This is a genomic window from Marinoscillum sp. 108, from assembly GCF_902506655.1.
GTDB classification, from domain to species: domain Bacteria; phylum Bacteroidota; class Bacteroidia; order Cytophagales; family Cyclobacteriaceae; genus Marinoscillum; species Marinoscillum luteum.
Genome location: NZ_LR734808.1, coordinates 506,531 through 530,956, shown reverse-complemented (window position 1 = coordinate 530,956; position 24,426 = coordinate 506,531). Strand labels below are relative to the sequence as shown.

Sequence of the window (24,426 nt, the reverse complement as noted above, 5' to 3'; positions counted from 1 at the left end):
TACAAATCGGTTAAGATTTAGGTATGTCGATTTTTTACAATGATCTCTACAACTTCAGATTGAAATTTGTTGTCTTTGCACGTATGACAAAAATAATAACCTGGACCATTCTTTCATTCCTTTGCTGGACCAATACTTTTGCCCAAAAGGATACTATCATCCAGCACACACTAGATAGTATCAGAACCTCGTCAGACTACCCTGGCCTTGTGTTCACTTTCATTGATCGTGATAAGAACGTTCATGCCTTTGCCAGTGGCTGGGCGGATAAGGAGCAAGGAATCAAAATGACCGTTGACCATAAGCTACACGGTGGAAGTACCGGGAAAACGGTGGTGTCTGCAATTATCATGCAGCTGATTGAAGAAGGTGAAATTACTCTGGATGATAGCATTTCTCAATACCTGGGAAAATACAATTGGTACTCACGCTTAGCCAACGCAGATCAAATCACCATAAAGAACCTCCTTCAGCACACCTCCGGTATCGTCCGTTATGAGTTCAAAGAGGCCTTTTTGAATGACCTGACAAAGGATCCGGATAAAGTATGGAAACCTGAGGAGCTACTTGCTTATGTACTTGATGATGAACCTCCCTTTGAACCAGGCAGAGGATTCACCTATTCGGACACAAATTACATTCTCTTGGGGATGACCATCGAGCAGGTAACTGGAAACACATTTTATAAGGAAGCCGAAGAAAGAGTCTTCACTCCTCTTGGAATAGAGAGCTTCAGTCCTACGAATAACAATCAAATTGATAACATGGCCCAGGGGTATTATGATGAAGGAACCGATTATGCCCTTGGCTTCAAAGCCCCCTTTCTGGTAGATGGAAAAGCTCAAAACAACACGCAGTTTGAATGGACAGGTGGAGGCTATGCCTACAAGAATGCTGACTATGCAAAGCTATTGATGGCTATTTACGAAGGTGAACTTTTTGATATGGAGGCGCTGGGTAATGCCTTCTTCGATTTTGTTGAAGCTGAAGAAATTCGAGGAAAATACGGACTTGGGGTCATCCGGTACGAGTATCCTGAAATTGGTGCATTTATCGGGCACTCAGGATTCTTCCCAGGCTATTATACCATGGGGTTTTATCACCCGGAAACCGGTCAGGCCTTCACCATGCAGGTCAATTGCACCCAAATGCCGCAGCTAAAAAACTTTAGGGATGATTATCTAAGGCTGATTCGCCTATCCCTTTCTTTCAAATAGTTTTTCGCTCAATAAACGATACCATCAGTCAAACTTCAAATTGCAACAGAACAACGTTAAGATTTCGGTTTTGTATTGGAAGCTCGGGATTATTACCTGTCGTTACTTCATCAACCCTCTCAAAACCGAAAGATTGATAGTATCTAATTAGCCTGGCATTGTCAGCCCAGGTATCCATTCTGACAAATCTTCTACCTTTTCCTTTTGCATGGCCTTTCGCCCAGGCCAATAGGTTTTCAAAGAGCCTTTGTCCTTGATGGCTTTGCTCAATGACTATCCTGTGAAGGTAGATTGCGTCCTGTTTGTCCCTTACGCCCCATATAAATGTATCCTCATACTGAACACTGAATATTCCGGCCATAGCATCAGCAACAACTATCTTATGTTGATTGGAGTTAGCTATTTCCTTCTGCACATCCGAATAATCAATCTCCTCCCAGACCTTGTATCCTGCTTTTTGCTGATGAGTTTTGGTCATCTCAAACAACTTTCGGACTTCCGGAAAGTCTTCAAGAGTGGTTTTTACTATTCGCAATCGCACAGAATTCATACAATAGTTAGCGTAGGACTTTTTAATACTTATGGATAACTATATTTCCTTTTAATGTCAAATCAAATCCTTTGTTGAGTAGCAAACTTGTATAAATTCGACATCCAGTTAGGGGTTAAGAAAGTTAGGTATTGTTGTAAATGCTTTGCAGCATGTCGATTTTTTACAAGTATTCTATTGGCTAAGAATGAAAATTTGCTACTTGACTACAGTGAAAAAAGTTCAACTATCTAATGAAAAAAAGTATCCTAATATTACTAGTGTTCGCCTTCTTCGGTTGTCAGGAAAAGGAAAATACACAACTGTTCATTAGAGCATTTAAGGCAGCTCAGCAAAAAGACTATTTCACAACAAAGGATCTCTTTGATGCCAACAAAGAGTCATTTTCAACAGCTCAGTTTCATATTCTCCAAGCCATAACAACCAACGCCTTCAATCAGATTGAGCTTTCAGAAGAATCTATCAATGTTTTCTTGCGAAATCACAGTGCTTCAGCTCCAGACTCCATCAATCAAATGATCTGGGACATTAGGCACGACAATGCATATAAAAAGTATCAATACAAAAAAGCAAAAGAATCTGTCCGGTTCCTCTTAACTAATTATAGCTCCTCTCTTTCACAGGAGGAGATCGATGATTATGAAAACTCATTGAAACTCTGGACCATTCTGGAAGATCAGCCCGCACAACAAATAATCATAGAGTCTGGTGTGGAAATACAAATGAGTAGGGATTTGGCCGGACTAAGAAATCTTCCAATTACATCTGGTTCAGATACAACCAATTTCATATTCGACACAGGAGCCAATCTCTCGACAGTAACCCGCTCATCCGCAGAGAAGTTACAAATGACTATACTGGAAGACTCCATTCTGGTGGGTACTATTACAGGCGATCAGGTCTATGCCCAACTAGCCATCTGTCCGGAATTCTTTCTGGATCAGATAGTTGTTAAAAATGCGGTTTTCATTGTTTTCGATGATGATAAGCTGGCTTTTCCTCAAATCAACTATCAGATCCACGGTATTATTGGTTTTCCTGTGATGGAAGCCCTGGATGAGATCCGAATCTCTCAAAGCGATCTTTTCACAGCAAACACCAGTTCTGATGAGTTGCAGCCGTCCCAAAATCTTGCCTTAGATCATCTAAACCCGATCATTCATGTAGACGGTAAACATTATAGTTTCGATACAGGTGCAGATGAAACTATGCTCTTTAAGCGATATTACGAAGAAAATAAAGAGAGTATAGCATCCAGCAGTACACTAACAGACATCCAGTTTGGGGGTGCCGGTGGTCAGACAAACCAAACAGGGTACCGGATCAAATTTACCGCATCCATTAGTGGTAGAACACTCGAACTCAACAACATTCCAGTATTACGAGAAGAAATCTCCCAGAAATGGAACGGGCTATATGGAAATATAGGCCAGGATGTCATTCATCACTTTGATGTGATGACACTGAACTTTAGGGATATGTATATCAAATTTGATTAAAATGTACAGACACCTCGCACCCTTATTTTTCATATCATTTGTACTTGCCTGTAATCGGGAAAACACAGAGACTTTACCTTGTCCTCCTATTGTAACCGAAGGAACATATGACTACCCGGTTAAACCAGGCACACCAGAGTGGGAAGCATTCACAAGTCGTGATCAAATGGTAGCCGTTTCACAAATCCCTGAAGACATCCTCGAAACAATCAGTACGGATGCTTTACTAGAAACACTACTGCATTGTCCTATGGTTATGGATTATATTTTCTATGATGAGCTACAAAAAGGCTTCAGTCACATAGCGACAGACATCAATGGTTTCGAAGAGCTGTATATCAGAGACGATCTATATAAAGCATTGATACAACGGCTCCAAAAAATGGACTTACATTGCCAAAACGCTTATCCTCCAATCATTGATGGTGCATATGCTAACACAGACCTTGCTTTCCAGACCTACGACTTCTTTCTTTTTCAGGATGACCTGATCACTAAACTTGATCAAAACATTCAAACGGAACTTTTTGACATCATATACATGACTGTGAAGCAAAGAAAAGAATACGGTCACAATGATTATAGCCTTTTAGTGGCATACGCCACTTTAGGAAAACTAATGCTTCAACTGGATTATCTCCCATTTGTAAAATCGGTTGAGCGAACCCCTTATTTAGCCATGTTTTGTGAAGAAATCCCGGTTTATCGGCCTATAGATATCTTCCCTATTGATACAGTGGAGAAATACACTTTAGAAATGAAGAATTGACGTTAACCATAACCCAACAGTAGCAGGTATTACTATAAACCCACACTTAATTATTATTAGGTCGTACTAAAAAAAACCTTATCAGCATAGCCAGTTTTACGACAATCATATTTACAAATTGTTCAGATGAGTTTCTGAATAACGAATGTATCCTTGATGAAATCAACGGCAGAAACATAATCTTACCACGCTTATAAAATGGGATATCATTCTTGCTTGTACGACCATAGAGAGTGGCCACAGCATCACCCAGGAACCTGGCAGCTTCACGTACGTTCAGCAGCCTATCTTCTTCGCCTTCCGGCTCAGAAGCCTTGTGATCTCTCACGCTTACCAAGAGCCTCTCGATCCGATCCAGGCGCTCATATAATTCTTGAAAAGGGTTTTCCATTGCAACTTGTTTAACTTCTGTTTGCAATATTTGGAGGTTGATTCTTATGGGTTCTTAGTTTGGGAAGGTTCGGGCAAAGGAGCGCAAAAGATGGCCTAAGAAAGCCTGATTGGGGCAACTTCCGCCAGCATAATTCTTATATCTTCACATCACTTAAAATAACTCACAACAAGTTTACTAAAATAGTAAACTTATTTCCTTAAATTAGTGTTGTTCATGAAGGTAGCTTTTAAAACAAAAGAGCTTGAGCAGTTGTACATCACTCCTTTGAATGAGATAAGAGGAAAGCAAAAATTCTCCAGGGATGTGATCAAACAGTACCAGGCAAAAGTTAGGATTCTAACGATAATCGACAACTTGAAGGATCTTTATCCTATCAGGTCTTTGAATTTCGAAGCATTGTCTGGCAATAGAAAAGGGCAGTTTTCAATCCGACTGAATAAACAGTTTCGGCTGATTATCATTGAGGCAGAAGACGAATTGATAGAAATTGAAATCATCGAAATATCAAAGCATTATGAGTAGCAATAGAAAATTAGCAAACGATATGGTACCTGGATCAGCAATGCACCCTGGGGAGCTTTTAAAAGATGAACTGGAAGCCAGGGAAATGAAGCAGATTGAGTTGGCAAAAGAACTTGGTATCGCTAAGAATGTAATGTCAGAGATTATTGGGGGCAAGCGCAACATCACTCCAGAACTAGCCGTGCGCCTGGAAGATGCCCTTGGCATCAAAGCGGAATTCTGGATGAAATACCAAGTTGCCTATGAGATCGACAAGATACGAATCAAGAACAAAAAGGCTGTAGAGAAGGCCAATATCCCTGCAAAAACAAAGGCCCAGATGGCTTCAATTTGAAGCTACAAATTGCCATCAACTTTAAATATTGTTCCACTTCATATATTGTCCCGATTTGACCCAAAAACCACCCCAAACAGGTCAAAAACAAAGAAAACTAACCGAAAACAGAGTAATCCATGTACCTCTGTTGTACCCTCTAACAGTTAATTAACTGATAATCAATAAAAAGAACTTTCTGTATCGGCAAGTAATGCCCATTCATCTTTATCAATCTCAGAAAGCCAAAAAGTACATTGGAGAATCAGTGTACATGGATCGAGCATCAAACTGGGTAGTTGATGAAGTATTGAGCTCCATTTGTACCTGATATTGGCTAAGGCCTTGCTTATCTCAATAACTCATCGTAATATTGCAATGACATAATGCAAAGAAAGATGGGCGTAACCAAGACAGACCTTTTTTCAACCGTACAAAACGAAGTAGCCGTGGCAGCAAAGGCATTTGCTCACCCCGCCCGTGTAGCCATCATTCAGCATTTGCTTAGAACCAATGCCTGTGTCAATGGAGATTTGGTGCAGGAATTGGGCCTGGCTCAGGCCACTGTAAGTCAGCACCTGCGTGAATTAAAAGACATTGGCATCATCCAGGGCACCATTGAAGGATCACGCATTAGCTACTGTATCAATCCGGTGCGGTGGGCCGAGATCAAAAGTCAGTTCAATGAAATTTTCAATCAGTTTGATTTGCCCTCTTCACAGGAATGTTGCTAAAAAAAATGGTCTAATCATATCGTCATATTGCAATAACATCACAACACATGAAATTATCAGAAATCAAATCAGCCTTATCCGAAATACAGGAAGTAAAATTCCGCCTACCCAATGGGGAGTATGTTCCTTCACATTTTCACGTCACGGAGGTTGGAAGCATTCAGAAGCACTTTATTGACTGTGGCGGAACGGTGAGAAAAGAGACTGTGGTCAATTTTCAACTTTTCACCGCTGCTGATTACGATCACCGACTGAGTGCTCAGAAACTTCACGCCATCATAGAGCTCTCAGAAAAGCACCTCGGGCTGGAGGATTCGGATGTTGAAGTGGAGCATCAGGGAGAAACCATAGGAAAGTATGGCCTGGAGTTTCAAAATGGCTCGTTTCAATTGACCAACAAACAAACCGATTGCCTGGCCAAGGAAAAATGCGGTATTCCAGTGGAAAAACCAAAAGTCAGGATTTCATCACTTGTTGCTCAGGAAAACGCTTGCACTCCCGGATCAGGATGTTGTTAATCAAAAAAATCAGCTCATAAATCATGCAAACACAAAACTTAGTATATCCCGAACTTCAAATGACCATTGAAAAAGCAAGGGAGCAAAACATTTCGGATGAGCGACTTGCTGTGCTCAAACCAATGATCGAATACATTCAGACCAAAATCGATCAGGGCAAAGAAGTCAACCTCAACTTTATCTGCACCCATAACTCTCGAAGAAGCCAGTTCTCCCAGATTTGGGCACAGACGGCAGCCAACTATTTCGGCATTCCGGCGCTTTGCTATTCGGGGGGTGTGGAAGTTACCGCATTCAATGAGAGAGCAGTAGCATCTATTAAGCGGAGTGGTTTTAGGGTTTCCTCCAAAGGCGACAGCAACCCTATTTATCTCATTTCTCATTCTGATGATAAAGAGCCCATCAAGGCCTTTTCAAAACTCTTCGACGATCCCATCAATCGGGCAGATCAGTTTGCCGCGGTGATGACGTGTTCGCACGCAGATGAGAATTGCCCGTTCATCCCGGGAACAGAAAAGAGAATTCCCGTGCGATATGACGATCCCAAGGAATTTGATGGCACCCCTGAGGAAGCAGAGCGATATGATCAGCGATCAATGCAGATCGCTTCTGAGATGTTTTATACATTCTCACAGGTCAAAAAATGAAAATAGCCTTCTTTTCAGACATACATGCCAATCTGCCCGCTCTCGATGCCTTCTTCAAGGACATTGAACAAGTAAGGCCAGACGCCCTATACTGTCTGGGAGATCTGGTGGGCTACAATGTCTGGGCCAATGAGGTGGTAGAAGCCATAAGAAAACGCCACATCCCTACCATTATGGGGAATCACGAAGAGGCTTTGCTTCTACCCCTCAAAGAAGATGACAGGTCTGCCAAAGGGATCACCGCGAGGTTGCTCACCACGGAAAACAAGGACTACCTGACCAATCTTCCCAGGCACCTGAAACTCGTCTTTGAGACCAACGGGGAGCCTTTCACCCTTTTGCTGGTGCATGGTAGCCCAAAAGCCGTGAATGACTACCTGGTAGAGGACTACCCTGAAGACGAAATCGTAGAAATGATGAAAGCGCAAAATGCACAGTTTGTGTTGTGTGGGCATACACATATCCCATATCACCGAACCATTCAGACAGGAATGGATTACACCCATTTAGTCAATATTGGTTCTGTAGGGAAGCCAAAAGATGGTGACCCCAGGCTGTGCTACGCCCTAATCACCCTGTATGAAAATCTTTCAAAACACAACCCAAATGCGATTCGGGTGGAATTCAGAAGAGTAAACTACGACATAGATGCAGCTGTAAGTGCCATAAAAGAAAGTGAATTCCCTAATGAATTGGCAGATCAACTTCTGCAAGCCAAATAGTTATCAAACCATCATCACAATCATGACCAACAACACAAAAAAACTTAGTTTCCTGGATCAGTACCTCACCCTTTGGATATTCCTTGCCATGGCCATTGGAGTAGGCATTGGCTATTTGTTTCCATCTACCTCCACCTTCATTGATTCGTTTAGTAGTGGTAGCACCAATATTCCCATTGCCATAGGCCTGATCCTGATGATGTACCCACCGCTGGCCAAAGTGAATTACAAGCTGCTACCGCAAGTCTTTAAAAACGTGAAGGTTCTTTCTATTTCGTTGTTGCTCAATTGGATCATCGGTCCTGTTCTGATGTTCATTTTGGCCCTGACCTTCCTGCAGGATTACCCCGAATACATGGTTGGGCTTATTCTGATCGGGCTTGCCCGATGCATCGCTATGGTGCTGGTATGGAATGATCTGGCAGAAGGGAGTAGTGAATACGGCGCAGGATTGGTGGCTCTGAACAGCATCTTTCAGGTGTTTGCATATAGTTTTTATGCCTGGTTGTTTATTACGGTTTTACCCCCCTACTTTGGTTTTGATGGAGCCATTGTGGACATATCCATTGTCACTATTGCAGAAAGTGTAGCCATCTACCTGGGTATTCCATTTCTGATGGGAATCCTGAGCAGAATGGTATTGGTAAAAGCAAAGGGAGAAGACTGGTACAAAACCAGGTTTATCCCCACCATTTCGCCCATTACCCTGATTGCTTTGTTATTTACCATCGTGGTAATGTTCTCCCTAAAAGGTGAATTGATCGTGCAGATCCCCATGGATGTCGTGAGAATCGCTATTCCGCTATTGATTTATTTTGCCTTGATGTTCCTGATTGGGTTCTTCATCAGCAAAGCGATGGGAGCCGACTATGACAAAAACGCATCCATTGCATTTACAGCGGCCGGAAACAATTTTGAACTGGCCATAGCCGTGGCCATTGCTGTTTTTGGTCTCAATTCAGGACAAGCATTTACCGGAGTAATAGGCCCACTGGTGGAAGTCCCGGCATTGATTCTATTGGTACGGGTAGCTTTTTGGCTCAGAAAAAAATACTATCCCGCCAAACCAGTTCAATAGTAAACCCCTAAGTACTTGATTACTCAAGGCTAATTGAATAATTTGTATGGGAGCTGGTGGCTTTAGTCCTCAAAGCTCAAAATAGGTGGGTCTAATATTAGTCCATTGGATAAGACCGATTGTATCGGACAACCCTTTTGATGTATTTTGAGACACTCAAACTAGCTATGAGCAAAAACAGCCTGATCGGAAGTATATGAACATCACCATAGAAAATATCATTCTTATTGGGTCGGTACTATTGCTCATAAGCATCATCGCCGGGAAAACCAGTTATCGATTCGGTATCCCCACGTTGTTGCTATTCCTTACCATTGGCATGCTGGCCGGATCAGATGGTATTGGAGGTATCTATTTTGACAATCCTCAAATCGCACAGTTCATAGGAGTGGTTTCTCTTAATTTCATCTTGTTCTCAGGAGGTTTAGACACCAGTTGGCAATCTGTAAAGCCCGTATTAAAAGAAGGTATTGCCCTGTCTACACTCGGTGTTCTCTTAACCGCCATTGGTCTGGGCTATTTTGTTTACCTCATCACGGACTTTAGTCTGTATGAGAGTCTCCTGCTGGGTGCCATTGTCTCGTCTACCGATGCTGCGGCTGTCTTTTCCATATTGAGAGGTAGAAACCTCGCTCTGAAGAAGAACCTCAGACCTACATTGGAGCTGGAAAGTGGAAGTAACGACCCAATGGCCTATGTACTTACCATTGCCTTTCTTTCACTGGTACAGGAGCCGGAGCAAAGCATTTTCTCAATTATACCATTGTTGTTCCTTCAAATGAGCATAGGTGGAGTAGCCGGTTTTCTCTTCGGAAAGCTCAGCAAAATCGTGATTAATAAAATCAAACTGGATTATGAGGGGCTATATCCGGTGCTCACCATAGCCCTTATGTTTATCACCTTTTCCGCAACGGACGCCATAGGCGGCAATGGCTTTCTTGCGATATATATCTGTTCGGTTTATCTAGGCAATCAAAATTTGATTCACAAAAAGACCATCATGCGGATGTTTGATGGGCTGGCCTGGTTGATGCAGATCGTCCTGTTCCTTACGTTGGGTTTATTGGTCTTTCCGAGTCAGATTATCCCCTTCATCGGTGTTGGCCTGTTGATCAGCATCTTCCTCATCCTGGTCGCTCGTCCGCTCGCCGTTTTCATTGCACTCATCCCGTTTAAAATGAGGCTGAAACGGAGATTTTATATTTCGTGGGTGGGCTTAAGAGGTGCAGTACCCATCGTATTTGCCACCTATCCACTGCTGGCCGGAATAGATAAATCTCATGCCATTTTCAACATCGTATTCTTTGTGTCCATCTCCTCTGTGCTTGTACAGGGCACCACCTTGTCCATCGTAGCGAAATGGCTGAACGTTGGACTGCCAGAGAAGGCAAAGCCGCTATCCCCCACGGATCAACTCATGGTGGAGCATCCCAAAACCTTAATGAAGGAAATAGTGGTGGAGGAAAACTCTACGGCCATCGGTTTGAAAATAGTGGACTTGAAGTTTCCGAAAAACGCCATCATCGCTATGATAGAGCGTGAAGGGAATTACCTAACCCCAAACGGTTCTACCGAACTGATGGCCCGTGATAAGCTGGTGGTACTCACCGACAAAAAGGATGTATTGAATGAAGTCTATACTTCACTGCGAATGGATAAGTCATGATACGCCTATGCCGCTGACTAAAAAAACAAAAAAATTCAACCAACTTCGTATTTTAGTGGTTTGAGATGTTTGATACCATTTACTACGTTCATAATTGAATATTCTAAAGAAAACAGGCACAATTACATCCTTATTAGCCATTTACCTGTTGGCTATTGGGTTGGCTTGTTCTGCACAGGCTCATCTCCTCGTGCAAAAGCAAGGGACTGCTGCTTATTATCAATCAGATCAGTTAAGCGATCAGTTCAAGCACACCTTCCCCCCGACCTACAATGTCATCATTCAGGGGACTTCTTCACCAAGACCCTATCCCACCAATGAGAGTCAGACCTGGGCGGTTCTGTGGGCACATTCATTCCATTTCGACAGGCCATTTAATGGACTATACTATCATGTGCTCAATCTTCTTATTGAGCAAGAGAAGACCGATCTCCTCTACCCTTTTCATTTCTTCTTTTAGTTCCCTCCCATACTTCACCTGAAGGCACTTCTGTTTGCCTTTTTCTTAATTGAATTTCCGGCGGCTTACATGCCGGAAATGATGATCACTCACATAATAAAATATAAAAACATGGAGTTGGGAACAACCATTATCGGGCTGGGTGCAACAGCCTTGTGTATTGTACCATTTGTATTAATGCGCAGAAGCACTAAAAAAAAGGAGCATGAACTTATTAATGGCTTGAAGGTCATTGCAGCTTCCTACAATCGGGAAGTATCAATCTATGACTGTGGGATTGACTTTGCCGTGGGGATCTCCGCGGCAAGAGACTTTGTCTTCTTTGTTAAAATCAGAAATGAGGAGATGCTGGAGCAGTGTATTCCGCTGAATGCCATCCAAAAATGTAGGATAGACAGCACCAAAAGGAGCATCAAAACCAAAGGTGGTCATGAGTCGGTAACTGACAAACTGGAACTTACTTTTTTACCAATAGATAAAAGTATTGCGGCCAGCCAGTTTGAGTTTTTCAATTCTGAGGACCACTTTCAACTCAATGGAGAGCTACAACTCATCAAAAAATGGGAGGCGCTTATCAATGAGATTCTGAGTGGTAAAAAACCGTAGGTATTTCTGAATCATGTGGCCCTGTGACACCATCTCAGGGCTACATATTTATCTCTCCTGAGCCCCATACCTTCTATTTATCAAGTTGAAATGAGGTAGAAATAATATGCGCCTGCAGTCCATTGGAGCGGTGCATATAGCTGTATCTTAAGGCCACGGTTTGCAAAGCTGATTTGTGGACAAAACGCTTTTTTAACCCAATGCCCATGGTGTAGGTTTCGAAACTGGACAGATCATAGTCTGAGGTGAAATATCGCTCCGTTCTTTCGTGCTCACCATACCCGGCAAAATAGCGGCTGCCTTGCTGCACATAAAACCGAAAATGAGGAGTCACGATCAAAACAGGCGTGATTTTAATACTTGTCTCATTTTGGGTGGTCAGGGCGCGAATCCCAAAACTATCCGAATAAAGATTCACAGTGTTCTTCAGAATGATTGCTCCACCCACAAACGAGTTGAGTCTGAAGGCTATTCCTCCTTTCCATCGCTCATATGGCAATTGCTCCACCTTCAGGAATCCATCCGTAAAATAAATCCTGTGAAAAGGGGTGGCCAGCAGTCCCTTCTGAAGCGTAAGATCTGTAAACAATCCGAGCATATTTCTGCGGTTAAGTACCTGTGTGTAGCCCCCTTTCAGGATATACGAATTTCGATTGTGGGTCTCATACCATTTTCTATTGCGGTTGCGCAGCTCAAAAGGGTAAATAAGCTTGGTCGGTCGGTAATAACCGGAGTGAAACAAACCCCACCTCAGGTCATCATTATACATTTGAAACTGTAGACTGTACTTTTTCATTTGGTCTGCACTTTCTTTTGCAACACCAATTTCAGTCTTCAGTGAACTATAATCACTCTCCAAAGACAACCCAAGTCCGCCATCAAGCGTCAGCCCTGACCCTCTCAGGTGATGGCCATACGTACCATAGAGGTAACCCCTTCCGTCTAATCGTGAAGCAGAGGAGACAATAAAATCAATATTATCAGCCGAAGCAGAAGAAATGATATCTACCCCGGTCTGCATCTGTACATAATGATTGGCACGATCCTTCCTGACACGAAGCGATGGCCCGTACACCGTGAGATTCTCGGTACCTATTCCTCCAGTCACCGCAGAGTTGCTGCCATCCTGGATATAGTGGTTATATACTATTTCTACCTGGAGAGGATCAACTGCCTGGCTGGCACCACTATCAGTGAGGCTGAGTATTTGCGCTTCCTGGGCAGGATAGTTATTCACCAGAACTTCATCCGCATATTGGCTGTCGTCAACCTCACTCCTTTGATGCTGAGCTTTGATCATGAGGTGAGCGCTAATGAGGGCTCCGGCTAATATCTCTCTGATTCGAACCATCCTTTATCGATCAATTACACCCACATCCACCACTTGATTTGGGGGCACCTGCCGGTGTAGCTCCCTCGCGAATCGAATGGACATAGTTGGAAAAACGCACTCCATTATCAAAATCCATCTGCATCTCTGGATCATCCACATACTGCCGCTCATAGGGCTTAAGTGAAGCACACGAGGACAGCACACCTGCTAAAATCAAAAGTCTAACTAATTGCTTCATATTGAATATCCTTTGAAAAGAAGACCTCTTGCTTATCATCCAACATGATACAATGTGTCTGGGGCAATTCATTGATGAGTGCCATCCCCTCATCCACCCCTTTCACATAGGCTGCCGTAGCCAGTGCATCGGAGAGTTCCGCGCTGGGCGAAATCACGGTGACGCTGGACACACCTGATAAAGGTAATCCGGTGAAGGGACTAATGGTGTGTGAATAGCGTTTGCCTTCATGGATAAAATACTGCTCAGCATCTCCGGAGGTGGCCACAGATGCATTGTGAATGGGAATCTGAAAAAGTATTTTATCATGGTTTTCGGGATCAGAAACCCCCACCTTCCAGGCATTCCCCCATTGATTGAGTCCAAAGGCATTGAGATCCCCGCTGGCATTGACAAAACCTGAGGTCACACCCATGGATTGCCACAGGGCTTTCACCTGATCGGATGCATAACCTTTACCTATCGCGGCAAAACTAATGCGCATGCCATCGTGCTTCTGTATGGAATGAGATTCATGGTCCAGGATGAGGCCAATATACCCCACGGTAGTGAGTGCTGCTTCCACCGCCTCTTGGGAAGGAAACTCAAAATGATTTTTACGAAACTGATACAGCCCCTTGAGCGGGCTCACTGTAATGTCAAATGCTCCGTGTGTCAGACGGCTTATTTTCACCGACCGATCAATCAGGTGAAAACACTCCGGGTCCAGGGCAATGGGCAGATCAGAGGGATGATTATTGATTTTACTAACCTCAGAATCCGGCAAAAACTCTGAAAGCAACCCCTCAATGCGTACAATTTCATCTATTCCGGCCTGCAGGATTTGGCCTGCCCGATCCCTGTTCTCCTCTACCACTCCGAGGCTGAAAGTGCATCCCATCAAACGTTTGGTGACATTCCATTCTTTCACTTCAGTTGTTTTAACCCCAAATCGATCCTCCTGGCAAAATCACTGCTGGTTTCATTCATATAGCCGAGCTCCAGATAGGCCTGATCTGTTGGTTCCACCAACACAATGGTAGGGTAAACACCCCGAAAATCATATCTCCTGGCTATGGAATCATTTTGGTTTTTTTGGGCAGCTGTCAGTTTATTCCTTTGAGGAAAGTCCACCCGGATCAGTGATATATTATTGGCTTCCAAAAACACCTGAAAATCTACATCAGATAAAACAGACCGCTCCAACCTGCGACAGTTGACACACCAGTCCGATCCTTCAAAAATGATCAGTTGGTATTTATTGCCTTCAGGCGGGGAATTATAAGATGTCATTAGCCCGAAGGCCAATGACATCCAAAGGATTCTTACTAACATAAGATATCCAAATCTTAATCGTCATCGCTCGCGTCAAGCATCTTAAATATCCAGGGATCTTTGAGGCCACTTGTTCGTCCGCTGGAATTAGTGGACGGCTTACGCTGGACAGTAAAGTCATCCGGGAAATTATCATCGGTCACAGTGGCCTCAAATTCAACACCGGTTGAAGCGGTAAATTTTATGACCTTGGAGGTAGCATCATAAGTATAAGTACCCTCACCCTCAGGCCAAACCGTATTAAAACCATCCGGTACATTTTCTATACTATAAGCGAACAACAGGTCAGACTCAGATTGCAGATCAAGTCTAAACTCCGTCCAGTCTCCTTTCTCTGCAATGTCTGCTGAAGGCTCAACCGAAGAATTTTCTGTTTTCCAATATCCTGTCACATCGAAATCTGAGGAATCATCCCCAGCTTCTGGACAACCTGTACATACTATTAATGAAGCAATGGTGATAACCAGAAGTGCTACTTTTAGATTCTTCATTATGATCAATTTTTTGAGTGCTTAATAAATTAATTCTGAAGGATCACCCGATGAGTCGTTTGGGTGGATCCGCTAAATACCCTGACTAAATAAATTCCCGGACGCTCGCCCGATAAGTCAATTTTAGTTTCCTGCATGGGCACATAGATGTCCTTATACAGTACCCTGCGGCCCATCATATCATAAACCTCCAAGTGATCCACGTTACCCCTGCCTTCCATCCTAATGGAAACAAGACCGGAAGTGATTGAAGGATAGATAATAGCTGTTTCCTTTGAGTCTTCTGTCTCCAGAATTAAGACACAACTTTCATTATCAGACTGCCATCCCAAGATCGGATAGCCATTGTTGATATTGTCAAGGTCCATGTCCCAAATCTCCTCAGAGCCTATACACTTAAAGTCCCAACCTGCATCTACAAAACTGTAAGGGTCTTTCATCTGGGCAGTGGTGAGCCCGGTGCCACCGGCACTGCCAGTCTGATTGCTGGTTTCCACATCCCAGTAGCAATTGGTAACGGTAGCAGCTGCCGCACGACCTATAAAGCCGCCCTGAAACAAAGGCACACCCGGCCCGGTATTGGTGGCACCTTTCACGAATCCTGAGGAATATGAATTCACGATACTTCCGCCTCTGGTTTCTCCTATTAAGCCTCCGGTATTTCTCGCATCTATCGTTTCTACAGAGGCGGTTGAATAGCAATTACTCACTGTACCCCCATACATCAGCCCTACGAGCCCTCCTAATGACCGAGAGACATCCCCTTTCAGAGCTCCAGTCGTATAACAATTTTCTATTCTCCCGTTCTCATAAAGGATGTTTACGAGTCCGGCACCATTGTCAGGATCAACACCACTACCTAAACTCACATTCGTAAGCCCTAAATTCCTGACCTCTCCGTTGAGATAATAAAAGAGGCCGCTCACATATGGAAATATATAGACCATCCCGTCAATGGTGTGATAGCCACCATCATAACTGCCAGTGAATTGCCCAGTATTAAGCGCTACCCCATACTCATCATTGTAAAACTCACCATCCTCGGCAAAATCCGAAGCAGTAAAAGAAATATTCTCCGTTTGCAGAAAATGCTTATCATAATCATCCGTCAACTTCATCAGTGAATCCAGATCCTTCTTATTGCTGATCAGAAAAGGGTCACTCACTGTTCCCGCTCCACCACTATAGCAATACCTCACATTCACTACCACCTCTTTCAGCTCACTCTTACAGTCACCATTGACGGCCTCTACCCAGAAGCTTGCGGTGTTAGGCAGTGAGGTGGTTAAACTTGCCACTTCAGAAAGCACATTGTCTTTAGTCTCAGAATCATACCAGGTCACCTCCCCGGCAGTCGCTGTAGCAGTCAACGTAAATTCGAATCCTCCACAGACCGGAGTATCTGCACCAGCAATCGTGACAACCGGAATTTCATTGACGGTCACCTCCACTTCATCCTCAGCCGTACAGCCATCTTCGTTGGTTACTGTCAGCGAATAAGTCCCGCTTTCAGTTACTGTAATAGACTGAGTGGTCTCTCCATTGCTCCAGCTATAGGAAGCAAACCCATCAGGGCCTTCTATGGTATACTCACCACACGATGGAGTTGGAGTGGCTAGCGCAAATTCAGGTTGTGCATTAATGGTGACCTCAATTTCATCTGAGCCGTCACAGGCGTTTTCTTTGCTGACCACAACTGAATATGTTCCTGTAGTGGTGACTTCAATGGTTTGGGTAATAGCTCCAGTACTCCAAAGGTAGCTGGCACCAGAATTGCCTGCATCAAGGAGGACCGTTCCTCCGCATTGTGATATATCCTCACCCAAACTGACAGTGACCTTTTCCGGGTTAGCCTGCCATTGAAAAATAGGGTAGCCATCATTGACACAGCCATTGTCCATTTGCCAGGTATCTGTGAAGTCCCAGTTGGTAAACTCAGTTTGATCTTGCATTTGGGCAGTGGTGAGGCCGGTGACTCCCGCAGGGTCATCATCAAAACCTACTCCTATCGTATTTTGATCTATGTTCCAGAAATTATCATTGACACTACCAAAAATTTCCAAACCAAGAAATCCACCAACATCATTTTGTCCACTTACTAAACCTGTCGCATAACAAAAACTGATATGCGCCCCACTATTGTACCCTACTAAGCCTCCTACTCTTTCTGCACCCGTAACCGAAACTGCAGCGTAAGAATTGGTCATGGTAGCGTCACCTTCGTTATATCCTACCAAACCACCAACTTGCATTGCCCCGCTTACCGACCCTGTAGCATAAATATTTTGGATTTCACCTCTATTATAGCCTACCAAAGATCCCACATAATCATTACCTAAAACATTTATATTAATTAAACCAATATTCTGCAGTACACCAATAGAATATCCAAAGAGTCCTATTTCATCACTACCTGATATTTGCAGATCAGAAATAGTATGATTCATTCCATTATAGCTTCCTGAAAATGGGTTAGCAGAATATATGCCTATTGGAGTATAAGTATCTGAATCTTCAAAAGTGATGTCTGCAGTTTGGATAAAGTGTTTGTTCCAAAATATACTATTCTCCGAAAGGATCTTCAGATCAGTTTTGGTGGCGATCTCAAAAGGACTTTCCTCAGTTCCCTGGCCGTTAAATGGAGTGGACAGGGGAATCATTTCCTGGGTCTCGCCTACGTAAGCATTCCCAGCAATATCCTGTATAGAAGCCTCTACCAGCTCAATGGTGACGTCACCGTTTCCATCCGGGGTAACATCAACTGTATAAACCAAAGGATCATCAGATACCTGAAGGTTTGCCACACTAGCATTCATCACGGTGATATCTGCCAATTCAAAGCCTGCATCCTCCGCTCCAAGCAACTCGTTGAACTCAAAAGTTACAGAAAAGGCACTCAGATCATCGTATGGTATGGAAGAAAGGGCTCCGGTAATGGTTACCGTAGGAGGATCGATATCGTATACCACAGTTATTTGCGCTGCAGTGTTGCTATTTCCAGCAGCATCTATAGCGACATCCGCTGCAATATCTATGATCACATCTCCATTGCCATCAGGCGAAATATTCACCAAATAACCATCATCAAATGAAACCATGTCACCGGATAGGGTGGCGTTGGTCAAGCCGATTTCAGAAACCTCAAATCCAGTTACAGCCTCAGCTGACTCAGCCCCAGGCTCAACAAACGCTATGAGCACCACAAAATCTCCATTGACCACTGTGGGAACATTTCCTGATTCATCAATGATCTCAATCCCTGGTGAGATCAGATCAATGGTGAGTTCAGTATCCGTATCATCCGCCCCTATGTTTCCAGCCGCGTCAGTAGCCAAAACGCTCACCTCATAGGTGCCATCAGCCAAATCAGGAGAGATGGTACCAGCGGCCAGCGTCCAGGTAGTGCCATTGTTGGTCGCCATGTAAGCAGTACCATCCACAGTCACTTCTATGATTGCACTGGCCTCATCTATTGTTCCCGTTAGTTCAGGACTCACCACATTGGTAATCAGTTCATCTACCGTCACCACGGGTGCGGTGGTATCTATGGTCAATTCATCGGCTGTGGCGTCTGTGCCTACATTCATAGCCGCATCAGTGGCAGTCACGCTCACCTCATAAGTATCGTCCGTCAAATCTGGTGTAATAGTTCCGGCGGCCAGTGTCCAGGTAGTGCCATTGTTAGTTGCCGCGTAAGCATTACCATTCACAGTCACTTCTATGGTGGCAGTGGCATCATCTATTGTTCCGGTCAGCTCAGGACTCACCACATTGGTGATCAGTTCATCTACTGTCACCACAGGTGTGGTGGTATCTACAACCAATTCATCAGTTGTAGCATCTGTACCTGCGTTCATGGCAGCATCAGTGGCGGTAACGCTCACCTCATACGTACCGTCCGCCAAATCTGGTGAAATGGTACCAGCGTCCAGCGTCCAGGTAGTGCCGTTGTTGGTAGCCGCATAGGTGCTACTATTGACAGTGACTTCCACCATGGCAGTGGCATCATCTATCGTTCCGGTTAGCTCAGGACTCACCACATTGGTGATCAGTTCATCTATTGTCACCACTGGAGTAGTAGTGTCTATGATCAATTCGTCAGATGTGGCGTCCATGCCTTCGTTGAGGGCTGCATCGGTGGCGGTAACGCTCACCTCGTACGTACCATCCGCCAAATCAGGCGAAATGGTACCTGCAGTCAACGTCCAGGTGGTACCATTGTTGGTAGCCGTGTAAGTACTACCATTCACTGTCACTTCGATCGTGGCTGTGGGATCATCTATCGTTCCGGTCAGTTCAGGACTAACCACATTAGTGATCAATGCATCCACTGTCACCACAGGGGGAGTCACATCATCTGGTGCGACTTCCAAATCATATTCACGAATGGGTGAACCGGAATCATTAGTTCCGAAGAGGTACATTTTGCTCTCTCCACCAAATGCAAGTCCCAAAGGGCGAATGTCACTAAAGCTCAGCACCAGAGACTCCCCTGGCCCTGCATAAGTAGCTGTGGAAATATCATATGCGGAAGAAAGTGAATAGGTAAAAATGGAAGATTGATTGGCACCCATATCGAGGTGTACTGCATACATCATCAGACCATCCTGGCTAAACCTGAACGATTCGGGAGACCCTGTTTCCACATTCACACTGAATGTGTTACCGAGCGATGCAGTAGTAATATCATAGGCAACAGACAAATTGTACTCTACCACCTGATCGTTGGTCTTTCCAATAATGAAAATCTTAGAACCATCATTATTTAACTCTACGCCCGAAGTGAAGTCCTCCTCAGCACTTATATCAAACCTGGCGCGATTCGCCAAAACTGCGGTGGATACATCAAAAGGAGTACTCAAACTAAAGGAATACAGACTATCTCCCTGATCAAAAGTGTTGAGATCAAAGTATGAACCCACCACAAAAAGCATGGAACCATCGGGCTTGAACACAAGATCGTGAGGGGTAATTGTAAAGTCAGAATTGCCCATCGTAAAAGTCTTGGCGACACTCCGAACTGCCGTGGAGAGGTCGTAAGCGACACTCAGGTCATAAGTATACACCACGTCCTCGGTGGAGAAACTTGTACCGGATAAAAATATCGCGGTACCGTCACTATTCACCCATATCCCTCCAGGAGAAGAAATATCGGAAAAGACATCCTTTGACTGAACAAAGGTGGCGCTTGCTATATCCTGGCCCATGGATGATTGGATGGACAGGAATAATAAAAAGGTGGCCCTCACCATTTGCGTGAGCCACGGAGTTTTGCGGCGGATAGTTGTCATAATAAAATCAATAAGTCTATATAAAAACTAACTATAATCCAATTTTATAACATTGACATTATTTAAACAATAAAGTGGTGTGAATAACCCGATTTTGTATGAGTTTGACATGCAAAAACAGGTTATCTACTCATAAAAAGGTCAATGACTTCTTGTTTATGGGTACGGGACAATGGGAGTTTAGCCTCTCCCACTAATACATATTGGCCATTTACTGCTTCGATCTTGAGTATATTGGCTGCATAAGACCGATGAATTCTAATGAAATTGGAATCATTGAGTTCTTCTAAAAAGCCGTCCAGTGAATTTCTAACAATGTATTTCTTTCTTAGGGTAAAAACTTCCAGGTAATTGTTATCAGACATGATATAGTGAATGTCACGGGTTTTCAATTTCACATTCAAATCTCCGTCCTTGATGAGGATAGTCCCTTCGCTTTTCAGGTTTCTTGCGATAATTATTTCTATCGTTGTATAAAGATCACTTTTGATAAAAGGCTTTAACAAATAGGCTGCCGGAGAGGTCTGGGCGGCCTTCTTAATGGTCTTAGGGTCGGAGTAAGAGGTAAGGTAGATAAATGGGATCTCATATTGATCTTGAATCACCTCGGCGATATCAATGCCCGTTTTCTTCCGTCCCAAGTTGATGTCAAGAATTACCAGGTCAATATCTTCTGATTTTGTCAGATAATCAATCGCTGAGTCGTGATCCTTGGCGATTCCTACCACTGAATACTTTAAATCCAGCAGCATCTCCCTGGTCATCTCTGCTATCATCAGTTCGTCCTCTACGATCAGTATGTTGAATTTCCTTTTCATTTCGGGATTACTATGGTGAAAGTAGTCATTCCATTATTTACATATTGCATTTGCGCATCGATCTGGTTGAGTAGGATATTGATGAGCTTAAAACCAAAGCCTGTTGACGTTTTAAAATCAAAGCTTTCGCCAAAACCCAAACCACTGTCGGCATAGGTCAATTCGAAATGCTCCGACATCTGACTTAGCCGAACGAGGATTCTCCCCTCCTCCCCATTTGGAAAGGCATATTTGAATGAGTTGGTAATCATTTCGTTCAGAATTAAACCCAGAAACACGGACAACTTTACATCCACTTTGAAGTCACTCACTGCCAACTCAATGTTAATATTGGACCTGTCCTGATCAAACATACTCTCCAACTCAAAAAAAAGCTCTCTCAAAAAAAGATCAAAATCAACCTCTGACGCATCCTGTACGTCGTATAGATTTTGGTGAACCAGTGCCATCGACTGAATCCGGGCCTGACACTCGTCCAGAATCAACCTCACCTCCGCATCCTTCGAGGCTCTGGCCCGGAGATAGAGCAAACTCTTCAAGAAGGTAAGGTTATTCTTAACCCGGTGATGTACCTCCTGCATCAGGATTTCTTTTTGTTGGAGTTGCCGGACAACATTGAGCTTTTCTACCTGAAGTTCTGCCGTGCGCTCATCCACCAATTTCTGCAATCTGATTTTAGCTATTCGGGCACGGCTTTCTCTGTAGAAAATATATCCAACAATCAATGTCACGGCCAAGAGGAAATACATCAGCTTGGCTCCATCTGTTTGATACCAAAATGGAAGAATCGTAAACTTAAATTGTAACTCTTCACTTTTTCTGCCCTCCCCTTCGGCGTATACAAGCAGCTCATAATTTCCATACTGGAGCTCTTTAAATGAAATCACATTTGAGCTCACATGATTCCAGTTGCCACTTCGCGACCTGTGCTGGAGCTTGTATACAAGATCAGACTGCTGTCCCCAGAAGATCTTGTTAAACACAAAATTGACAACCTTTTCCTGCTCTACCTCCAAATGGTCCCGATCCACTTCTACTCCATCTGCCAATACTCTATTGAGGGTAAGCCTGGGTCGGGATTTGTCACTCTTGAGATAATACGGATCAAATGTTTTCAAACTTGTGCCTCCACCAATGAGAATCCGCCCCTGACGATCTCTGGTGATCATGCGGTTGCCAATGAGCTTGAGCCCGTTTTCCTTACCATAAAATTTGTGGGTCAGACCTTCCTGATCTTTCTCCATGAGCAAAAGGCCGGATGCGGTAGTTGCCATGAAAGAACCCTTTTCGGTCTCCAGAATCTGGAGAATTGGATTACTCTCGGTCTCTTTGATCTGATATACCGTGCTTTGTCCCTGCGCATCCACCACCTGCACCCTGCCACTGGCGCAAAACCATGTATTGCCACTCTCATCCTGAAAAACAAAAGAGATTTGATCGGAGAGCAAGCCATTACCCATGTTGAGGTGCGCATACTTATTGTTGCTGATGGCAATCACACCATTGTTGAGGGCCACAGCATAGATGGTCTTATCTGCCGTCTGCAATACATTGATGAACTTAAAATCTTTTAAATCCGGTGCTGAACTGAAGTTGTAAAATTGACCATTGCGGAAGCTATAGAGCCGATTGGCATAATTCCACCCCCAAATTCTCGCGTTCGCATCCATTTTAATATCGTATATGGTGGAGTCCAGCTCCTCATCCTTTTTCATCCTATACGTGGTGAAGACCCCATCCTTCAATAAGGTAAGCCCCAGGGTTTCTGACGAAATCCAAACACTGTCCCCGGACACCGCTCCACTGGTGCTGTATCTGTCACTATTGAGGTACTCTACATAGCCCACCTCCGATTCGGAAATCAATCCCCCTCCATTCATGAAATACCAGGAATTGCCATAGGCGTCCGGTTCGATCTGAAAGATTCCATGGTTGCTCACGAATTTTCGAGTGGGCCGAAAAGCCAATTCATCAATTCTGGAGATGCCATTGCCCGCATCTGCGACCCAGATATTTTCGAAAGAATCAGCCATCAGTGTGAAGGAAACCCGGCCATTGAGCCCATGCTCTTCACCTATAAAATCATATTCCCCATTTTTCTTGATTAAATAAACCCCTTCTGCATAGTCCGGAAACCACAGCCCTTGTTCGTTTGGAGCAAAAGAATAGATATGATGACGTCTCCGGTCATTCAGCAAGACATTGAACAGTGAGTCATTTCTATGCTTCATTAACTTACCCCTAAACTGGCCTAACCACAGCTCTCCACCCACCTCAAGCAAACTTCTTGGTGAATTCTCAATACCCTCCCTTTTATACATAAAAAGACTGTCTTTCTGGATATACCCAAACCCAGAATTACCAAAGGCGAACCAAAGCCGGCCATCATCGGTACGGATGGCACAGCTCACATGGGGAGTTGGCAGCCCCGCGTTGTACTGATACATCTGCCCTTCTTTCAGAATAAAAAGACCATGGTAAACGGTAAAAATGAAGAACTCTCCGGTTGCGGAACTCTCGCTAAACCCCTGCAAATGGGTAGGACCAAAGTCCATTTCCGGCACAAATATTTTCTGGTTCTGAATGTAGCAAATATTGATATCTGTAGCCACCCACAGTTTCCCCTCCGCATCAAACCACAAACTCCGGATGCCCGTGAGCGAAAAAGCCGCATTGCCCTGATAAACACTTAACTCCTTCCCATTGAAAACCAACAATCCTTTAGACGACCCCAGGTAAATCAGACCGTCCTTGTCTTCAGCAATGACGCTTATGTCATTGGTTAGTAAACCGTGGGCCTGATCCAAATACTTGATATTGGAGTTGGAGATATCCTTGAAGACCATGCCATTTGGGATATCAATCCGCTGATCCAGGGTGAGCTCATACGCTTCGAAATGTAACCGACTAAGGAGATCAGGCTGTATGCTGGTGACGAACTCTGGTTGCTCATCCAGATAGACCTCCCTGATCACCGGAGGCGCAGGGTCCGGTGGGTGCTTTTTCACCTGAGCGTGAAACTGATCTGAATAGGACTTTATCGCCTTTACATCGGGTAAGGGCTTCCAGTCATATTTGACTTGTGAAAATCCGCTAAAGGGAAAAAAGATCCAGGCCCATATTATTCCATAAACCATATAATAATGGCCTTTCCCAAAGCAACAAGCTCTGGCAGGGTATGAAATGGACTCTGGCTGGCGCATCTGCCTCTAAAATAAAGCAATACTCCAATGCCCAAAAGATTTC

The 24,426-nt window shown here is 43.9% G+C and carries 23 protein-coding genes; 13 read left to right on the top strand and 10 right to left on the bottom strand.

Annotated features, from left to right (window positions below):
* The first annotated feature begins 83 nt into the window (after positions 1-83).
* Positions 84-1,217 (top strand): serine hydrolase, encoded by a 1,134-nt coding sequence (locus GV030_RS02215; RefSeq protein ID WP_159579374.1) that lies wholly within the window; start codon positions 84-86, stop codon positions 1,215-1,217.
* A 28-nt stretch (positions 1,218-1,245) separates the two neighbouring features.
* On the opposite strand, the gene GV030_RS02210 is transcribed toward GV030_RS02215, so the two are convergent.
* Positions 1,246-1,752: a GNAT family N-acetyltransferase gene (locus GV030_RS02210; protein WP_159579372.1), complete on the bottom strand. Its 507-nt coding sequence runs from the start codon at positions 1,750-1,752 to the stop codon at positions 1,246-1,248.
* Positions 1,753-2,000: 248 nt separating this feature from the next.
* Between GV030_RS02210 and GV030_RS02205 the strand changes: the two genes are divergently transcribed.
* Positions 2,001-3,266: a retropepsin-like aspartic protease gene (locus GV030_RS02205; protein WP_159579370.1), complete on the top strand. Its 1,266-nt coding sequence runs from the start codon at positions 2,001-2,003 to the stop codon at positions 3,264-3,266.
* Between the two features lies 1 nt (position 3,267).
* The gene (locus tag GV030_RS02200) at positions 3,268-4,035 is read left to right on the top strand and encodes a hypothetical protein (RefSeq protein WP_159579368.1); all 768 of its coding nucleotides are present in this window, start codon (positions 3,268-3,270) and stop codon (positions 4,033-4,035) included.
* 46 nt (positions 4,036-4,081) lie between these two features.
* Here GV030_RS02200 and GV030_RS02195 read toward each other — a convergent pair whose 3' ends face one another.
* A complete protein-coding gene (locus GV030_RS02195; RefSeq protein ID WP_159579366.1) occupies positions 4,082-4,453 on the bottom strand; it encodes a hypothetical protein in 372 nt (123 codons plus the stop codon).
* A gap of 189 nt (positions 4,454-4,642) precedes the next feature.
* On the opposite strand from GV030_RS02195, the gene GV030_RS02190 reads away from it, so the two are divergent.
* From GV030_RS02190 to GV030_RS02145, 10 genes are all read left to right on the top strand, one after another.
* Positions 4,643-4,951 carry a type II toxin-antitoxin system RelE/ParE family toxin gene (locus tag GV030_RS02190; protein ID WP_159579364.1) on the top strand — a complete coding sequence of 103 codons (309 nt, stop codon included), beginning with the start codon at positions 4,643-4,645 and terminating at the stop codon, positions 4,949-4,951.
* Positions 4,944-5,285 (top strand): HigA family addiction module antitoxin, encoded by a 342-nt coding sequence (locus GV030_RS02185; RefSeq protein WP_159579362.1) that lies wholly within the window; start codon positions 4,944-4,946, stop codon positions 5,283-5,285. Before GV030_RS02190 ends, GV030_RS02185 begins: the two co-directional genes overlap by 8 nt.
* A 377-nt stretch (positions 5,286-5,662) precedes the next feature.
* Positions 5,663-5,998 (top strand): helix-turn-helix transcriptional regulator, encoded by a 336-nt coding sequence (locus GV030_RS02180; protein WP_159579360.1) that lies wholly within the window; start codon positions 5,663-5,665, stop codon positions 5,996-5,998.
* Positions 5,999-6,045: 47 nt separating this feature from the next.
* Positions 6,046-6,516 (top strand): DUF6428 family protein, encoded by a 471-nt coding sequence (locus GV030_RS02175; RefSeq protein WP_159579358.1) that lies wholly within the window; start codon positions 6,046-6,048, stop codon positions 6,514-6,516.
* A gap of 23 nt (positions 6,517-6,539) precedes the next feature.
* Positions 6,540-7,163, top strand: a complete 624-nt coding sequence (locus GV030_RS02170; protein WP_159579356.1) for a protein-tyrosine-phosphatase — start codon at positions 6,540-6,542, stop codon at positions 7,161-7,163.
* On the top strand, positions 7,160-7,885 hold the full coding sequence (locus GV030_RS02165) for a metallophosphoesterase (protein WP_159579354.1): 726 nt from the start codon (positions 7,160-7,162) through the stop codon (positions 7,883-7,885). The genes GV030_RS02170 and GV030_RS02165 overlap by 4 nt, the downstream gene beginning before the upstream one ends.
* Before the next feature lie 22 nt (positions 7,886-7,907).
* Positions 7,908-8,963, top strand: coding sequence for an ACR3 family arsenite efflux transporter (arsB, locus tag GV030_RS02160; RefSeq protein WP_159579352.1), 1,056 nt, complete (start codon positions 7,908-7,910; stop codon positions 8,961-8,963).
* A gap of 196 nt (positions 8,964-9,159) precedes the next feature.
* Positions 9,160-10,629, top strand: a complete 1,470-nt coding sequence (locus GV030_RS02155) for a potassium/proton antiporter (protein WP_159579350.1) — start codon at positions 9,160-9,162, stop codon at positions 10,627-10,629.
* Between the two features lie 94 nt (positions 10,630-10,723).
* Positions 10,724-11,089 carry a hypothetical protein gene (locus GV030_RS02150; protein ID WP_159579348.1) on the top strand — a complete coding sequence of 122 codons (366 nt, stop codon included), beginning with the start codon at positions 10,724-10,726 and terminating at the stop codon, positions 11,087-11,089.
* A 111-nt stretch (positions 11,090-11,200) separates the two neighbouring features.
* On the top strand, positions 11,201-11,695 hold the full coding sequence (locus GV030_RS02145; protein WP_159579346.1) for a hypothetical protein: 495 nt from the start codon (positions 11,201-11,203) through the stop codon (positions 11,693-11,695).
* 73 nt (positions 11,696-11,768) lie between these two features.
* On the opposite strand, the gene GV030_RS02140 is transcribed toward GV030_RS02145, so the two are convergent.
* The 8 genes from GV030_RS02140 to GV030_RS02105 form a co-directional block, all read right to left on the bottom strand.
* Positions 11,769-13,046 carry a DUF3570 domain-containing protein gene (locus GV030_RS02140; protein ID WP_159579344.1) on the bottom strand — a complete coding sequence of 426 codons (1,278 nt, stop codon included), beginning with the start codon at positions 13,044-13,046 and terminating at the stop codon, positions 11,769-11,771.
* A 10-nt stretch (positions 13,047-13,056) separates the two neighbouring features.
* On the bottom strand, positions 13,057-13,266 hold the full coding sequence (locus GV030_RS02135; RefSeq protein WP_159579342.1) for a DUF4266 domain-containing protein: 210 nt from the start codon (positions 13,264-13,266) through the stop codon (positions 13,057-13,059).
* Positions 13,250-14,176, bottom strand: coding sequence for an FAD:protein FMN transferase (locus GV030_RS02130; RefSeq protein WP_159579340.1), 927 nt, complete (start codon positions 14,174-14,176; stop codon positions 13,250-13,252). Before GV030_RS02130 ends, GV030_RS02135 begins: the two co-directional genes overlap by 17 nt.
* A complete protein-coding gene (locus GV030_RS02125; protein ID WP_159579338.1) occupies positions 14,173-14,580 on the bottom strand; it encodes a thioredoxin family protein in 408 nt (135 codons plus the stop codon). Before GV030_RS02125 ends, GV030_RS02130 begins: the two co-directional genes overlap by 4 nt.
* Before the next feature lie 14 nt (positions 14,581-14,594).
* Complete coding sequence (locus tag GV030_RS02120) at positions 14,595-15,071, bottom strand: hypothetical protein (protein ID WP_159579336.1); 477 nt, start codon at positions 15,069-15,071, stop codon at positions 14,595-14,597.
* A gap of 29 nt (positions 15,072-15,100) precedes the next feature.
* Positions 15,101-20,362 (bottom strand): Ig-like domain-containing protein, encoded by a 5,262-nt coding sequence (locus GV030_RS02115; RefSeq protein WP_159579334.1) that lies wholly within the window; start codon positions 20,360-20,362, stop codon positions 15,101-15,103.
* Positions 20,363-20,484: 122 nt separating this feature from the next.
* The gene (locus tag GV030_RS02110; protein ID WP_159579332.1) at positions 20,485-21,180 is read right to left on the bottom strand and encodes a LytTR family DNA-binding domain-containing protein; all 696 of its coding nucleotides are present in this window, start codon (positions 21,178-21,180) and stop codon (positions 20,485-20,487) included.
* Complete coding sequence (locus tag GV030_RS02105; protein ID WP_221413271.1) at positions 21,177-24,383, bottom strand: histidine kinase dimerization/phosphoacceptor domain -containing protein; 3,207 nt, start codon at positions 24,381-24,383, stop codon at positions 21,177-21,179. Before GV030_RS02105 ends, GV030_RS02110 begins: the two co-directional genes overlap by 4 nt.
* Positions 24,384-24,426 lie beyond the last annotated feature (43 nt).

Excerpts from the sequence above, each read along its gene's own strand:
- GV030_RS02175 (WP_159579358.1), top strand. The coding sequence starts at position 6,046 with ATGAAATTATCAGAAATCAAATCAGCCTTATCCGAAATACAGGAAGTA.
- GV030_RS02125 (WP_159579338.1), bottom strand. The coding sequence starts at position 14,580 with ATGTTAGTAAGAATCCTTTGGATGTCATTGGCCTTCGGGCTAATGACA.
- GV030_RS02185 (WP_159579362.1), top strand. The coding sequence starts at position 4,944 with ATGAGTAGCAATAGAAAATTAGCAAACGATATGGTACCTGGATCAGCA.
- GV030_RS02200 (WP_159579368.1), top strand. The coding sequence starts at position 3,268 with ATGTACAGACACCTCGCACCCTTATTTTTCATATCATTTGTACTTGCC.
- GV030_RS02135 (WP_159579342.1), bottom strand. The coding sequence starts at position 13,266 with ATGAAGCAATTAGTTAGACTTTTGATTTTAGCAGGTGTGCTGTCCTCG.
- GV030_RS02140 (WP_159579344.1), bottom strand. The coding sequence starts at position 13,046 with ATGGTTCGAATCAGAGAGATATTAGCCGGAGCCCTCATTAGCGCTCAC.
- GV030_RS02120 (WP_159579336.1), bottom strand. The coding sequence starts at position 15,071 with ATGAAGAATCTAAAAGTAGCACTTCTGGTTATCACCATTGCTTCATTA.
- GV030_RS02115 (WP_159579334.1), bottom strand. The coding sequence starts at position 20,362 with ATGACAACTATCCGCCGCAAAACTCCGTGGCTCACGCAAATGGTGAGG.
- GV030_RS02155 (WP_159579350.1), top strand. The coding sequence starts at position 9,160 with ATGAACATCACCATAGAAAATATCATTCTTATTGGGTCGGTACTATTG.
- arsB (WP_159579352.1), top strand. The coding sequence starts at position 7,908 with ATGACCAACAACACAAAAAAACTTAGTTTCCTGGATCAGTACCTCACC.
- GV030_RS02190 (WP_159579364.1), top strand. The coding sequence starts at position 4,643 with ATGAAGGTAGCTTTTAAAACAAAAGAGCTTGAGCAGTTGTACATCACT.
- GV030_RS02180 (WP_159579360.1), top strand. The coding sequence starts at position 5,663 with ATGGGCGTAACCAAGACAGACCTTTTTTCAACCGTACAAAACGAAGTA.
- GV030_RS02110 (WP_159579332.1), bottom strand. The coding sequence starts at position 21,180 with ATGAAAAGGAAATTCAACATACTGATCGTAGAGGACGAACTGATGATA.
- GV030_RS02170 (WP_159579356.1), top strand. The coding sequence starts at position 6,540 with ATGCAAACACAAAACTTAGTATATCCCGAACTTCAAATGACCATTGAA.
- GV030_RS02105 (WP_221413271.1), bottom strand. The coding sequence starts at position 24,383 with ATGCGCCAGCCAGAGTCCATTTCATACCCTGCCAGAGCTTGTTGCTTT.
- GV030_RS02215 (WP_159579374.1), top strand. The coding sequence starts at position 84 with ATGACAAAAATAATAACCTGGACCATTCTTTCATTCCTTTGCTGGACC.
- GV030_RS02165 (WP_159579354.1), top strand. The coding sequence starts at position 7,160 with ATGAAAATAGCCTTCTTTTCAGACATACATGCCAATCTGCCCGCTCTC.
- GV030_RS02205 (WP_159579370.1), top strand. The coding sequence starts at position 2,001 with ATGAAAAAAAGTATCCTAATATTACTAGTGTTCGCCTTCTTCGGTTGT.
- GV030_RS02145 (WP_159579346.1), top strand. The coding sequence starts at position 11,201 with ATGGAGTTGGGAACAACCATTATCGGGCTGGGTGCAACAGCCTTGTGT.